Origin of the sequence: Neptuniibacter marinus (genome assembly GCF_001597725.1) — a bacterium.
GTDB lineage: Bacteria > Pseudomonadota > Gammaproteobacteria > Pseudomonadales > Balneatricaceae > Neptuniibacter > Neptuniibacter marinus.
The window spans coordinates 20,136-34,909 of record NZ_LUTR01000011.1 but is presented as its reverse complement, the minus strand read 5'-3'; the positions used below and the strand labels follow the sequence as shown (position 1 = coordinate 34,909).

The window sequence follows — 14,774 nt, the reverse complement described above, 5'->3', positions numbered from 1 at the left end:
ACAGGGGGTATTTGCTTTAACTGGCCCGTGCGGTTGCGATGGTTTTGTTAATGATGGCCCTTAGTGCAGCAGGCTTAATCGGTTTTGTGAGTAGTTGAGCGCCATTAGCGGCTATCTCCTCTTTTACTGCTTCGGTGCGGTCTGCGGTAATGATAATGGCCGGTACTTTTTTGTTGAGCAGTGGTTGAATATCTTCCAGCGCCATAATACCGGTTAGTGTTTCTGAAAGATGATAATCTGCCAGAATTATTTCGGGTTGGAAGCCCGCGTTAATCTGTTCTATCGCATCCGCTGTTGATAGTGCTGTATTAACTTCGCATTCCCAACCATTAAGTAAAGCTGACATCCCTTCAAGAATTTTAGGTTCATTATCGATCACTAATGCCTTAGTTCCTTTAAGCCCTTTACTGTGAATCCAGCCGCGTTTTTCAGGTTTAGGTTTGATGGCTTGTGCTGGATCACCTAAAGGTATTTCAATACTAAATACGGTGCCTTTGGTTGGCCATGAGCGAACATTCAGGCTGTGTCCTAGCATATTGGCAATACGTTCGGTGATGGCTAGCCCTAACCCTAGGCCTTGTACTTGAGAGTGTCTTGGGTTGTCTATTCGCTTGAACTCTTCAAATACCTCGTTGAGTTTGTCTTCAGCTATGCCGACGCCGGTATCCCATACTTCAACTCTCAGCATGTTATTGTCTCTGCGGCAACCCAGTAGAATTTTTCCCTCTTGTGTGTAACGGATAGCGTTGGAGAGGAAGTTTTGAATTACGCGGCGCAAAAGTTGTTGGTCGGAACGAACAACCTTATTACATGGGACGAAACGAAATCTTAGCCCTTTTTTCTTTGTAACGGCTGTAAATTCTGTATTCAGCGCGTTAAACATATCACTTAGGCAGAAGTCGCTAATTGAAGGAATTAATGCACCGGCATCTAATTTAGATATATCAAGTAACGCGGTAATTAGCTCTTCTGCCGCGGTTAAAGAACCATTGAGGTTGTCTACAAGCTGACTTGTTTCCTCGCTATGGCTCTGTTGGGCCAGTGCGGAAGTAAATAGGCGTGCCGCATTTAAAGGCTGCAATAGGTCATGACTTGCTGAAGCTAAGAAACGTGTTTTGCCTATATTAGCATCATCAGCGTCCGATTTTGCCTGACGTAGTTCATCTTCCATTAGTGAGCGGATTGTATTTTCTTTACGTAGCTCTTTGTTGACTACAGAAAGAGCATGGGTTCGTTCTCTGACCCTTTGCTCTAAAGTTTCATTGGTCTCTTTAAGGGCTATTTCTGCTTTACGTCGTTCTGTAATATCTTGGTATAAAGAGAAGTAACCTAGTACATCGCCGTAATCACCTATATGTGGAATGTATTTTACTTCTGCGTATCGCTTGCTTCCGTCAGAGGTTGGTAAGGTCGTTTCAAAACGCTGCTGTTTACCTTTTAATGCTTCAGTAATGTAAGGGCTTCTGAGCTCGTATTCTGCTTCAGACATGATTTTATAGCAGGGTTTTCCAGAGATTGATTTTCGATCCAAGTGGAAGGTTTCTGCATAAGCCTTATTGACAAAGAGATAGCGTCTTTCTGGGTCAAGGTATGCAATCAGTACAGGTACATTGTCTGTATAGATGCGAATGTTCTGTTCACTTTCCCTTAACGCTTCTTCGACGTGTTTGTAGGTTGTAATGTCCATGTAGGTGTTAACGTAGCCACCGTTAGGCATAGGGTTGCCGCGGACTTCGAGTACGGTGCCATTAGGACGAAAACGTTCATAACTATGACGCTGGCTTGATTTGAGTAGTGATAAACGTTTTTTGACTTGCTGCTCATTATTACCGGGGCCGTACTCTCCTTTGGTTGCGTTAAAACGAAATACTTCTTCAATTGGGCGCCCAACGCAGATAAGGCCTTCCGGATAATCGAACATCTCTACATAAACTCGATTCCATGCAACAAGTCTCATTTGCTGATCGACAACGCTAATGCCTAAGCTGATATTTTCAATAGTTGATTGCAGTAGTGAACGGTTAAATCGGAGTGCTTGCGAGGCTTCATCAACGATAGTTACAACATCGCCAATGTGCATATCTTGCCCACGTAAGGTAGAAGCTAAAACTATGCGTGAAGATGAAGCACCAATCACGCCCGCAAGTAAGCGTTCGGTAAATTGGATTAGTTCAGGTGTCGCTTTATCATCAGATAAGGGCGGGTCTTCATCCCGTTGTAAAGCAAAGCCTGTAAAAGCATGTTGAGTGCGGCTGATCCCTAGAAAGCGTTCAGTTAGCATTTGTAAATCACCAACAGTGACTTGTCCGTACTGTCTTGAACTTTCGGTTAGATCCTTGTTGTATACGTCGACAAATGCGCTTGCTTGTATGCGGTCCACAAGTCGTGGTGTTGGGTAGCGAGAAATCAGAATATAAAGGCTGGTATTAACGAATAAAGACCAGAACACCCCATGTGATAAAGCATCTAGGCTATCGAGGTTGAATAGGTGGGTTGGGGAAAGCCAAGTGATATTAAATATCCCGTTGTTGAGATATTCAGGACCTAGTAGTCCCGCTTCACTCAATGAGGGGAGTACAAGGGTATAAAGCCATATTATAAATCCGCCAATTAGACCAGCAATCACCCCATTTCGGGATCCAGATTTCCAGTAGATTCCGCCAATAATCGCTGGTAGAAATTGCGCTGCTGCCACAAATGCAAGTAAGCCTAAAGAAGCAAGCGGGGATTGATCGCCTAGAATTCGATAGTAAAAATAGGCCAAGATCATTAAGCATAAAATGGTTATGCGTCGGACACGAAGTAAAAGGGAGCCGATATCTTTGTTATCAGAGAGTCTGAGCCATGAAATTCGAAATAAAAGCGGCATTATTATGTCGTTACATACCATTGTGGCTAAGGTAATGCTCGCTACGATAACCATGCTGGTGGCTGCGGATAATCCACCAATAAACGCGAAGGTTGCAAGTTGTTTGTAATCTGCCGCTAAGGGGAGCATGAGCACAAAAGTATCTGCATCAACGTTTGTGCCTTCAAAGTAGAGCACACCTGCTGTAGAGATGGGTAGAACGAAAGCAGATAGTAAAATCAAATAGACAGGAAATAACCAGCGTGCCAGTTTTAAATGTCCTGCATGTGTATTTTCTACTATGGTGACATGAAATTGACGCGGTAAGCAGATGACGGCCGCACAGGCGAGAAGTGTCTCTGTTAAAAAACTGCCCTCAAGGAGTGAGGTAGTGTAGTTGTTATTGTTGTTTAATTGTAGAGCGATATTGTAAGCAAGGTTGCCAAAACCATCAAAAACTTCAAAGGTTACGAAAATACCAACGGCTATAAATGCTGCGAGTTTCACGATGGATTCGAAAGCTACGGCGAGTACTAAACCTTCATGATGTTCGGTCGCATCTATCTGTCTCGTACCAAAAAGAATGGCAAATATGGCCATGACAATGGCAACGAAGAGAGCGGTATCGCTCCCTTTGCTGATGACCTCTTCTGTTCCAGGTGTTAGGGCGTTGTAGCTAATCGCCACCGCTTTAAGTTGCATGGCTATATAGGGCATAGTGCCGATAACGGCAATAATGGTTACTAATACAGCTAGGGCTTGGCTTTTACCATAGCGAGATGAGATGAAATCAGAGATGGTTGTTATATTTTGTTGTTTGCTGATCAGTACCATTTTCTCAATTAATTGCCAGCCGAAAATAAATACGATGACCGGTCCGAGATAAGTGGCTAAAAACTCCCAGCCGTTAGTGCTTGCTCTGCCTACTGCACCATAAAAGGTCCAAGAAGAACAGTAGACGGCAAGGGAGAGTGAGTAGATGATAGGTCTACTGGCTGCTCGAGGATTTTTTTGAGCATTTTTGTCACCGTAGTAGGCGATGGCAAAAAGCAAGCCTAGGTAGGCAAGCGATATAAGAATTATCGACCAACCTGAAAGCATAAACACAATTCCTCGGTGAGATTGTCAGGTAGTTAGTTTACTTGTTTTTAGCAGGAACCCAATGTTTACCTGATTTTTGCAGAATAACTAATAGATATGTATCTAAATGACTAATACTTTTGTATAGGTGTTTGTTGTTAATAGGTTTTTTGGTTATGCCCTAGAGTCTGCGGGAAATGGTTAATCAAGGCGATATTGCTCAGAATTAGCATATAACGAGTCGACTAAAGTTTAGCTTTGTTTGGCGTCACTGTCTGATAGTCTCTATTGGTCTTAAATTTTCACCAATTTTTCAATAACAAAAATAAGGATGGTGTTATGTCAATTAGTAATGAGCAGGCGCAAGCCTACTGGCGCGAAAATTTGCGCATCATTATGACTCACCTTGCAATCTGGTTCGTAGTTTCCTACGGCTGTGCAATCCTGTTCGTTGAACAGCTTAATGAAATTCCGTTTTTCGGTTTTCCACTAGGTTTTTGGTTCGGCCAGCAGGGGTCAATCTTCGTATTCGTCATCTTGATCTGGACTTATGTGTTCAGTATGAACAAGCTTGACGAGAAGTATGACGTTCACGAATAACAATAATAATTTCAATTAGGACGGCATTGCTATGAGTCTCGACGTTTTAACTTTTCTATTTGTAGGTGGCTCCTTCGCGCTATATATCGGTATTGCGATATGGGCGCGTGCAGGATCAACCAAAGAATTCTACGTGGCAGGCGGTGGTGTACCACCAATTGCAAACGGTATGGCGACAGCAGCTGACTGGATGTCTGCAGCTTCGTTTATCTCTCTGGCCGGTTTGGTTTCCTTTATCGGTCGTGATGGTTCAGCTTATCTAATGGGTTGGACTGGTGGTTATGTACTACTAGCGCTTTTGTTGGCACCTTATCTACGTAAGTTCGGTAAATTCACAGTACCTGACTTTATCGGTGACCGTTATTACTCGCAAACTGCGCGTGTAATAGCAGTAGCTTGTACAATCGTAATTTCTTTCACCTACGTTGCTGGTCAGATGCGTGGTGTTGGTATCGTGTTCTCTCGTTACCTACACGTTGATATCAACACAGGTGTAATTATCGGTATGGCGATCGTATTCTTCTACGCTGTACTCGGTGGTATGAAAGGTATTACTTATACACAGGTTGCACAGTACTGCGTACTTATTCTTGCGTTTACTGTACCTGCATTGTTCCTATCTGCTCAGGTTACGGGTCATATCCTTCCTCAGATCGGTTTAGGTGCAACATTAGATAGTGGTATGTCTGTACTAGCGACCTTGGATCAGCTTTCAGTTGATTTGGGCTTTAGTCAGTATACTAGTGGTACGAAATCTACGATTGATATCTTCTGCTTAACCGTTGCTCTAATGTGCGGTACTGCAGGTCTTCCTCATGTAATCGTACGTTTCTTCACTGTACCTCGTGTTAAAGATGCACGTATCTCTGCAGGTTATGCATTGATCTTCATTGCGCTTCTTTATACTGCGATTCCTGGTGTGGCTGGTTTTGGTCGTGTAAACCTGATCCAAACACTGAATGGCGCTGATGGTTCTGGTGCTTCTTATGAAGCTCTAAAAACCGAAGCTAAGTGGTTCCAGCAGTGGGAAAATACAGGTCTTATCGGTTGGAATGACCGTAATGGTGACGGCAAAGTTCAGTATGCTGCAGGTCCTGCATTTGACGCTAAGAAAGGCAAGCCGGCCTTCACAGAAGAGCGGGGTGAGTATGGGCAGCGTGTAGCCACTAACCCTCTTACTGGTGCTGATTTTGATGCAAATAAACAGCCATTTGCTAACGAAGTATATGTCGACCGAGACATTATGGTGTTGGCTAACCCTGATATTGCGCAGCTTCCTAACTGGGTAATTGCGTTAGTAGCAGCGGGTGCGGTTGCAGCGGCACTATCTACTGCAGCGGGCTTGTTGTTGGTAATTTCAACAGCGATCTCCCATGACTTGATGAAGAAAACTATCAATCCGAATATCAGCGATAAGCAGGAGCTTCTTTATGCTCGTCTAGCTGCGATTGTTGCGATTTGTATTGCCGGTTACTTCGGTATTAACCCGCCAGGCTTTGTTGCTCAAGTTGTAGCCTTGGCGTTTGGTTTGGCGTGTGCTTCAGTATTCCCAGCAATCATTATGGGTATCTTCTGGACTCGTCATAACTCACAAGGTGCGATTGCCGGTATGTTGGTAGGTCTAGTATCTACAATGTGCTACATGTACTACTTCGCATTTGGTAGTGGTACACCTGATCAGTATTTCTTAGGCATCTCTCCAGGTGGCTTCGGTACTGTTGGTGCGGTTCTGCATATTATTGTTGGTTTCGTAGTATCTAGTATGACTGCGGCACCACCAAAAGAAATTCAGGAGATTGTAGCTGATCTGCGTATTCCGCGTGGCGCTGCTGAGGCTCATGATCATTAAGATCGAGTAATCACCTATTAAAGAGGCGCCCAGCGTAGAGTTGGAGCGCCTTTTTTTGTGAATATTGTATAAGGATTTTAGATATGCCTGATTCTTTCAAAATGACAAATCTACCGTTTAGTTTGTTGGATGAAAAAGAGCAAAACACACTGCGCTCTAGCCTAGATATAGGCTATTACCAGAAAGGTGAGGTTATTATGGCTGCTGGTGAGGAGCCTGAAGGTGTGTTTATTATTTTGAAAGGAAGGGTTGGAGAAAGTGAAGTTATTAAGGAGGGGGAAACGAGCCGAGAGCAAATTTTTGTTTATTACACAAATGAAGATTATTTCGGTGGCTGGTCATCAATTCGTGGCAAAGCGATTCATAACTTCATTGCTGAAGAGGAAACTATTTGTCACGTTTTACCAACAAAAACTTTATTGGACTTAATGTCTACTAACAGCCTATTTGCTGATTACTTCCAGCAAAATCTGTCGGCTAAAGCTGAAATTGTTCAGCAGCATGGCAAAGACCAAGATATGGCTGAATTTATGTTGGCTAAAGTATCTGATGGGTTGATTAGGGAACCGTTGGTCATAGTGGAGGGGACCTCTATACGTGAAGCAACCTTGATTATGCGAGAGCATAAATCGGATTGCTTGTTGGTTAGGCGAGGAAGCCGATATGGGATGGTAACGGGAACTGACTTGCTTGATGCGGTCATCGTGAATGAGATGCCGATGGATACAGATCTTGCGGAGATAGCAAGTTACCGCTTAATTACAGTAGAACCTGACGATTATCTATTCAATGCGTTAATTATTATGACCCAGCAGCGTATTGAACGTGTTGTGGTTATGCAGGGATCTGAGATGAGTGGGATTGTAGAGCTCACAGATGTATTAAGCTATTTCTCGAGTCATTCTCATGTTATTGGTTTGAGGATTGAGAGAGCGCAAACGGTTGAAGATCTAAAAGAGGCTGCGCAGGGTTTAGATGATTTAATTAAGGCTTTGGTTTCACATGGCGTTAAAACGCGTTTTGCTATGGATCTTTTAGCCGCCATGAATGGTCGAATAATCGCCAAATTATTCAATATTATCATGCCTTCTGATATGCAGCCGCATGTTTGCCTTTTGGTGATGGGTTCGGAAGGACGTGGTGAACAGATTATGAAAACTGATCAAGATAATGCTGTTATTTATCGAGATGGATTAGTCTGGCCGGAGATGCAGGCGACCTTAAACCGCTTTAGTGAGACTTTGATCGGATTTGGTTTTCCTCCGTGCCCAGGTAATATTATGGTTTCAAACCCTGCTTGGGTTCGTTCATTGGGTGAATGGACTCAGATGTTGAGGGAGTGGGCTGAAAAGTGCGACAGTGAGTCGCAGATGAATTTGGCTATCGCGATAGATGCTAAGCCTGTGGCTGGTAACCCTGCTATATTTAAAGCGAGCCGTAATTGGTTTATGCGTCACTTACGTAATAATGATGTTTTTTTCTCCCATTTTGCAAAGGCGTCTTTAGAGTTCGATACGCCGCTAACCTTCTTTGGTAATTTAAAAGATAAAGGGCACTTAGATATTAAGAAGGGTGGGATATTTCCTATAGTTCATGGTATTCGGACTATTGCTCTTGAGTATCGTATCAAGGTGACAAATACATTTGAGCGAATTGAAGCGTTGGTTGAGCAGGAACAGTTGCAGAAAAAACATGGTAGCGAGCTAGCGGAGGCGCTAAGTTTATTTATTAGTTTAAGGTTAAGGCAGCAAATTAAACGTATAGAGTGTAGTGAAACTGGTCACGACCAAACACCTAACTTAATTGAATTACAGTCGTTAGATAAAATGGAGCGTGATCTGTTACGGGATGCTTTGCATATTGTAAAAGGATTTAAGAAGCATCTTGAGCTGAGATATCACCTCGGGGGTTAGTTGATGATAATACCCAGAGCGGTTAGAAGAATAAAAGAGAAATATGATCACAAAGCGGGTCCGTTCGCCCATCTTTTTGAGTCCTATAATGGTGATGAAATTGTATCGCTGGATTGTGAAACTACAAGCTTGGATGTGAAGCAAGGTGAAATTGTATCTATAGGAGCAGTTAAGATTAGAGGTCGCAAAGTACTTTCGAGTGAGCGGCTAGATATTAAATTAAAGCCACCCAAATCTCTGAGCGGCGATTCCATTAAAATTCATAAAATTCGTGAGAGCGATTTAGCGGAAGGTATCGAGATTGAAGATGCTTTGCAGCAGGTGCTTGAGTTTGTGGGAAATCGTCCTATTTTGGGCTATTACGTGAATTATGATATTCGCATGTTGGATAAGTTTATCAGGCCTCTATATGGCTTTGGTTTACCGAACAAGGCGGTTGAGCTTTCGCACGTCTATCACGATATTATCAAGTGGAAGTCTGTTGGAGGTAATGTTGATTTGCGGTTTGATACTATATCGAAAAAGTTAGATATCCCCATGTTGGAGCGACATACTGCTATAGGTGATGCTTTGACCGTAGCATTGATGTATGTGCGTCTGAAATACGGCGATCCACCAGAAACGCATTATTAATAGATAATACGTCAAAAGATTAGCGGGCTCATGGCCCGTTTTTTGCTTTATCTCTACCGTGTGCACTCATTTATAGTCTGAATAGACAAAATAATGACATTATTTTGTTATCCTCTATTGATGAAGTGCTAAGTGTGATTATAATGTCAATAAATTGCCGCTTGGTGTTGGTATGGTAGAAAGAGCAGATATAAATAGCGTTCTTATGCAGATGCGGACGATTAAAGCGCAGGTCCAAGCCCCTTCTTCCGATATGGCGGATATTGCGCCGGAAGGTTTGAAGGAAAATGGTGTTGTAGGGCGGACGTCGTTTGGAGATATCTTAAAAAATGCCGTTGATGGTGTGCATGATACTCAGGTAAATGCCAAAAAGTTGGCGGTTGCGTACGAGCAAGGTGATTCGAGTATCGATTTACCGCAAGTAATGATTGCGGCTGAGAAGGCGTCTGTATCTTTTCAAGCTATGACCCAGGTACGTAATCGCTTGGTGTCAGCTTATGAAGATATTATGAAAATGCCGATCTAATAAAAAATAGAAATTCAAGGTGAGTGGCTGTGGCTGGTGGTTCTGAAACGTTAAGTGGAAACCCAATGCAAGGTTTTAATAAGCTAGGTATTGTACGTCAACTCGGTTTGATGGTTGGGTTGGCTGCCAGTGTCGCTATAGGCTTTGCTGTTGTTCTATGGTCTCAAAAGCCTGAGCAGCGAGTTCTCTTTAGTAACCTCTCTTTTTCTGATGCGAATCAGATTATCGAACAACTTCGTTTATACAATGTCCCCTATAATTTTGATGCGGATGGTCGGGCTATACTGGTGCCTGATGAATATGTTCATCAAGCACGTTTAAAACTAGCGGCTGAAGGTTTTACTGCGGATAAAACTGTAGGCTTCGAAATAATGGATAAAGAGCAAAGCCTCGGTACCAGTCAGTTTATGGAAACGACAAGGTATAGACGAGGCTTAGAGGGTGAGCTGGCGCGCACAATCGCTAGTATGACGGCCGTTCGAAATGCTCGGGTGCATTTAGCTATACCTAAAGATACGGTGTTTATTCGCGACACTCGTAAGCCTACGGCCTCAGTTTTCTTAGAGCTTTTTTCTGGTCGAGCTCTCGAACGGGATCAAGTTGCATCAATTGCTAATTTAGTTGCTTCAAGTATTCCTGCTCTTAATGTTAAAGATGTAACAGTGGTTGATCAGCAGGGCCGTTTGCTGAATATGCGCGACAAAGACGTTAATGTCGTTTTAGCAGCGAAGCAGCTTGAATATACACGAAGCCTAGAAGGAACTTTGCTCAATAGGGTTAATAGTATTCTGCAGCCCGTTGTGGGGGCGGGGCGTTTCCGTGCTGAAGTATCTGCTGATGTGGACTTTACAGCGGTTGAGCAAACGGATGAACTTTATAATCCGGATCTGCCAGCGTTGCGTAGTGAGCAAACGATGGATGAATCTCGTGTTAGCGGAAGTGCACCTGTTGGGGTGCCTGGTGCATTATCTAATCAGCCGCCAGGGCCAAGTAGTGTTCCTGAACAAGTAGGGTCGGGTGACAGTGCTGCGGCGGGAGGTGGATCTCCAGGTTCCGCTCGTAAGCAGGCGACTCGAAACTATGAGTTGGATAGAACGATCAGTTATACCAAGCATCAACAAGGACGTGTTAGACGTTTAACTGTAGCGGTTGTGGTAGATGATTTGTCTAGCGTGGACCCTGCAAGCGGTGATGCGATCAGGGCGCCTTGGGATCAGAATGAATTGGAGCGCTTACGTATACTTGTCCAAGATGCTGTAGGTTTTTCTGCCTTGCGTGGCGATAGTGTTAATGTTGTGAATACTCCCTTTGTCGCTGAAGAACCTATAGTGACAGAAGATATTCCGATCTGGAAAGAAGATTGGATCTGGGATATCGCTAAGCAAGCAATGGCTGTTATTTTTGTTCTGGTTTTGGTTTTTGGTATTTTAAGGCCAATTTTGCGTAACTTGGCGACAGCAGGTACCGCTGGCAATGTTGCTGGTTTGGGTGCTGCGGGTGATGTGAGTGCTGAGTTGGCTGGGTTAGATGGCGCTGACTTTTCGTCTGATTCTGTGACCTTTGGCAGTGATGATGAATTACTACCTACCCCCAATGAAAGTTTTGATTATCAGTTAAATGCTATTCGTAGTATGGTGGCCGAAGATCCTGCGAGAGTAGCGCAGGCAGTTAAACAATGGGTAGGTGATAATGAGTGACGGAGCGGATCAGGGGGGGCGTGAAATTGATAAGGCCGCCATCCTGCTGATTAGCTTGGGTGAAACTGACGCTGCAGAAATTCTCAAACATATGGGCCCTAAAGAGGTTCAAATGATTGGAGAGGCGATGGCACAGTTAAATAATGTTCCTCAGACAAAAGTAGAATCGGTTGTAGGTGACTTTATGGGATTGGTTAGCGACCAAACCGGTATAGGCATTAATAACGATATCTATATTCGCTCTATGCTTAATCAGGCGTTAGGTGAAGAAAAAGCTAAAACTCTCCTTGATCGTATTCTTATGAGCACCAATACGTCTGGCCTTGATACGTTGCGCTGGATGGAGCCTCGACAAATCGCAGAAATTATTCGTTATGAGCATCCACAGATTCAGGCGGTGGTTGTAGCTTATCTTGAAGCTGATGTGGCGGCGGGTGTTTTAGGGTGTTTCGATGAAAAGCAACGCCTTGATATTCTTATGCGCGTTGCTGCTTTGGATCGTATTCAGCCGCAAGCGTTACAGGAATTGAATGACATATTGGAGCGTCAATTTGCTGGCGCAGGCGGTGCGAGCACTGCTACCTTGGGCGGTGTAAAATCAGCCGCGAATATCATGAACTTTATTGACTCTAATATAGAAGTTGAGTTGATGGAGAGTATTAAAGAATCGGATGAATATCTGGCGTCTAGTATCTCTGACCTCATGTTTGTTTTCGATAATCTGCTTGATGTTGAAGATATGGGTATTCAAGCTATCTTGCGTGAAGTGTCGACGGATGTGCTAGTTATTGCGTTGAAAGGTGCCGATGTGGCCTTACAGGATAAAATTTTCAGAAATATGTCTAAGCGTGCTGCTGAATTGCTTAAAGATGATCTTGAGGCGAAAGGTCCTGTACGGGTTAGTGAGGTCGAAGGCGCACAGAAAGAGGTGCTTACCATTGCACGCAGACTTGCCGATGATGGTGAAATTATCCTTGGCGGTGGTGGCGAGGCGATGGTGTAATTGATATATGTCTAACGAAACTAAGGCGTATAAACGTATTAGGGCTGAAGATGTGCGTGATGCTCAAAGCTGGACTTTACCTCAAATGGGAAAGTCTTCTGCGGCCGCTACTGCGCTTCAGCATAAAACAATTGCCGAAGTTACCGTTGTTGATGAAGTTATTGCTGCAGAAAAAATTACTGTTGCTGAGCTTGAAGCTATCCGGGAAACTGCGCGTATTGAAGGTCTCGCGGCGGGTTTAGAAGAGGGGCGTAGTCAAGGTCAAGAGGAAGGACATACAGCAGGTTTAGTTGCGGGACGAGAAATTGGTTACAAAGAGGGTTTTCAGCAGGGAGAGTCAGAAGTTGAAAGGCTTCAAGCACTGCTAAAAGGTCTGTTGTCTGAATTACAAACTCCACTGGATGAATCGACCGCAGCTATCGAAGAAGAGCTAGTGAAACTTGTTGTTTTATTAGCTGAAAAAACAGTAGGTGCTGAACTGCTATCAAGAAAGGATCTGCTTTTATCTTCTATCCGAGAAGGCTTACAGCAGCTGCCTGAACCCATAACGACAGTGCTTCTAAAAGTGAATCCAGACGATTCTGAGTTTATTGAGCAATCACTGCTTCTGCCGGGTGGCTCTATTGTTGTAGAGGCTTCCTCTGATATAGCGGTTGGTGGGTTTCACCTTGAAACTGAAAATACTTTGATTCAAGATGAAGTTGAAACACGTTTTGCCAAAGTTGTAGGGCAATTCTATAACAATCTAAAACATGATGCTGCTGGCGATCATGAGTAAGCTTCTAGAAAAACTATCCCGTTATTCTCAATACCGAATAGATCCTCCTTGCGCCCGTGTAGAGGGGCGCATTACGCGTATGATCGGCTTGACGATTGAGGCTGTCGGTATTAAGTGTGCTGTGGGGGCATGCTGTTTTATTGAGTTATCCAAAACAAATAAAGTTGAGGCTGAGGTGGTGGGGTTTTCTGGAGACCGCATTTATTTGATGCCTTTATATCCAATCGATGGATTACAGTCTGGAACACGGGTTATAGCGTCTTCTGAATCTGGAAAAGTCCCTGTTGGGATGAACCTTCTTGGTCGAATATTAAACGGTGTGGGTAAGCCCATCGATGGTAAAGGGCCTTTGCAGCCAGAAGCTGAAACGGATTTAGCTGGCGAGATTATTAATCCCCTTTTGCGAGAGCCAATAAAGCAACCTCTTGATGTAGGTATCCGAACAATTAATGGCTTGTTGACGGTCGGACGTGGCCAGCGAATGGGTCTGTTTGCTGGTAGTGGTGTCGGTAAATCCGTATTGCTAGGGATGATGACGCGTTTTACTGAGGCAGACATTATTGTTGTAGGTCTGATCGGTGAGCGAGGAAGGGAAGTTAAAGAGTTTATTGAGCATAGCTTAGGTGAAGAAGGCCTGAAACGCTCGGTTGTGGTGGCTTCGCCTGCTGATGATTCACCTCTTATGAGGCTTCGGGCTTCGCAATTATCGACACGTATAGCTGAGTATTTTCGCGATCAAGGGAAAAATGTACTTTTGCTGATGGATTCTCTAACCCGTTATGCTCAAGCTCAACGTGAAATAGCCCTGGCTGTTGGTGAACCACCTGCAACTAAAGGTTATCCACCATCTGTATTTGCTAAGATCCCTAAATTGGTTGAACGAGCGGGTAATGGTGAAGAGGGTAGTGGTTCTATTACCGCGTTTTATACGGTATTGACTGAAGGGGATGATCAGCAAGACCCTGTAGCTGATTCGGCACGTGCGATTTTGGATGGGCATATTGTTCTATCGCGTCGTTTGGCTGAGCAGGGGCATTATCCTGCAATTGATATTGAGGCCTCAATTAGTCGTGCGATGCCACAGATTGTTGAGGTGGATCATCTGAAAATGGCAATGCGATTTAAACAGCTATACTCTAAGTATCATCAAAACGAGGATCTTATTAATGTAGGGGCTTATGTTAAGGGAAGTGATCCTGATACTGATTTTGTTATAGAAAATTTACCTTCAATTAGCGCTTATCTGTGTCAGAGTATGGATGAGTCCTTTGCGCTAAAAGAATCTATGCAGCAGATGATTATGGTTATCTCTACACCACCACAAGCGGAGTTAAACCAGCAAATACGTCGTCCAGCAAATAATGGCTTGCAGAAATGAGTAAACGTTCAAAGCGGTTGCAGTTAGTTCTTGATCTTGCCGAGAGAAAAAAGAAACAGGCGGATCAGTTTCTTGCGGCTAGTCGTCAGCGAGTTGAACAAGATAAGAAAACTATGGGGCAGTTGGATCAATATTTAGCTGAATACCATCAAAATTATCTAGGGGTCAATGCGGAAGGCTGTACCGGTGCACAATTGCATGCACAGCAAGCTTTTATGCAGAAGATACAAGATGCCAAAGATGCTCAGACCAATGCCATGGCTCAGAATCTAAAAGAGCTTGAGGCGGTTGAGCAACATTGGAAAACTTCATATGCACGTATGAAGGGCATGCAAAAACTGACGGATAAAGCGCTCAAGGCTGAAATGCAAGCAGAGGAAAAAGCTTTGCAAAAGCAGATAGATGAGCGTGCTCAAGTAATGAAAAGCTCCTTCCTATAATCTTGGCCCCTTTTTTGCTTTTGTTGTAC

At 43.8% G+C, this 14,774-nt stretch carries 11 protein-coding genes; 10 read left to right on the top strand and 1 reads right to left on the bottom strand.

Features of this window, described 5'->3' with window-relative positions; translation table 11 throughout:
• Nucleotides 1–16: 16 nt before the first annotated feature.
• Entirely contained in the window at nucleotides 17–3,949 is a 3,933-nt protein-coding gene (locus A3774_RS09300) for a hybrid sensor histidine kinase/response regulator (RefSeq protein WP_067866508.1), read from the bottom strand.
• A gap of 318 nt (nucleotides 3,950–4,267) precedes the next feature.
• On the opposite strand from A3774_RS09300, the gene A3774_RS09295 reads away from it, so the two are divergent.
• The 10 genes from A3774_RS09295 (at nucleotide 4,268) to fliJ (ending at nucleotide 14,745) form a co-directional block, all read left to right on the top strand.
• Entirely contained in the window at nucleotides 4,268–4,528 is a 261-nt protein-coding gene (locus A3774_RS09295; protein ID WP_067866506.1) for a DUF4212 domain-containing protein, read from the top strand.
• 31 nt (nucleotides 4,529–4,559) lie between these two features.
• On the top strand, nucleotides 4,560–6,377 hold the full coding sequence (locus A3774_RS09290) for a sodium:solute symporter family protein (RefSeq protein ID WP_067866505.1): 1,818 nt from the start codon (nucleotides 4,560–4,562) through the stop codon (nucleotides 6,375–6,377).
• Nucleotides 6,378–6,460: 83 nt separating this feature from the next.
• A complete protein-coding gene (locus A3774_RS09285) occupies nucleotides 6,461–8,290 on the top strand; it encodes a putative nucleotidyltransferase substrate binding domain-containing protein (protein ID WP_067866503.1) in 1,830 nt (609 codons plus the stop codon).
• Between the two features lie 3 nt (nucleotides 8,291–8,293).
• Nucleotides 8,294–8,923, top strand: a complete 630-nt coding sequence (locus A3774_RS09280; protein WP_067866501.1) for a 3'-5' exonuclease — start codon at nucleotides 8,294–8,296, stop codon at nucleotides 8,921–8,923.
• A gap of 172 nt (nucleotides 8,924–9,095) precedes the next feature.
• The gene (gene fliE, locus A3774_RS09275; RefSeq protein WP_067866499.1) at nucleotides 9,096–9,449 is read left to right on the top strand and encodes a flagellar hook-basal body complex protein FliE; all 354 of its coding nucleotides are present in this window, start codon (nucleotides 9,096–9,098) and stop codon (nucleotides 9,447–9,449) included.
• A gap of 65 nt (nucleotides 9,450–9,514) precedes the next feature.
• On the top strand, nucleotides 9,515–11,146 hold the full coding sequence (gene fliF / locus A3774_RS09270; RefSeq protein WP_067866618.1) for a flagellar basal-body MS-ring/collar protein FliF: 1,632 nt from the start codon (nucleotides 9,515–9,517) through the stop codon (nucleotides 11,144–11,146).
• Entirely contained in the window at nucleotides 11,139–12,149 is a 1,011-nt protein-coding gene (gene fliG, locus A3774_RS09265) for a flagellar motor switch protein FliG (protein WP_067866497.1), read from the top strand. The genes fliF and fliG overlap by 8 nt, the downstream gene beginning before the upstream one ends.
• A gap of 7 nt (nucleotides 12,150–12,156) precedes the next feature.
• Nucleotides 12,157–12,927: a FliH/SctL family protein gene (locus A3774_RS09260; RefSeq protein ID WP_067866495.1), complete on the top strand. Its 771-nt coding sequence runs from the start codon at nucleotides 12,157–12,159 to the stop codon at nucleotides 12,925–12,927.
• Nucleotides 12,920–14,305 (top strand): flagellar protein export ATPase FliI, encoded by a 1,386-nt coding sequence (gene fliI, locus A3774_RS09255; protein ID WP_067866616.1) that lies wholly within the window; start codon nucleotides 12,920–12,922, stop codon nucleotides 14,303–14,305. Before A3774_RS09260 ends, fliI begins: the two co-directional genes overlap by 8 nt.
• Nucleotides 14,302–14,745, top strand: coding sequence for a flagellar export protein FliJ (gene fliJ, locus A3774_RS09250; RefSeq protein WP_067866492.1), 444 nt, complete (start codon nucleotides 14,302–14,304; stop codon nucleotides 14,743–14,745). Before fliI ends, fliJ begins: the two co-directional genes overlap by 4 nt.
• Nucleotides 14,746–14,774: the final 29 nt, after the last annotated feature.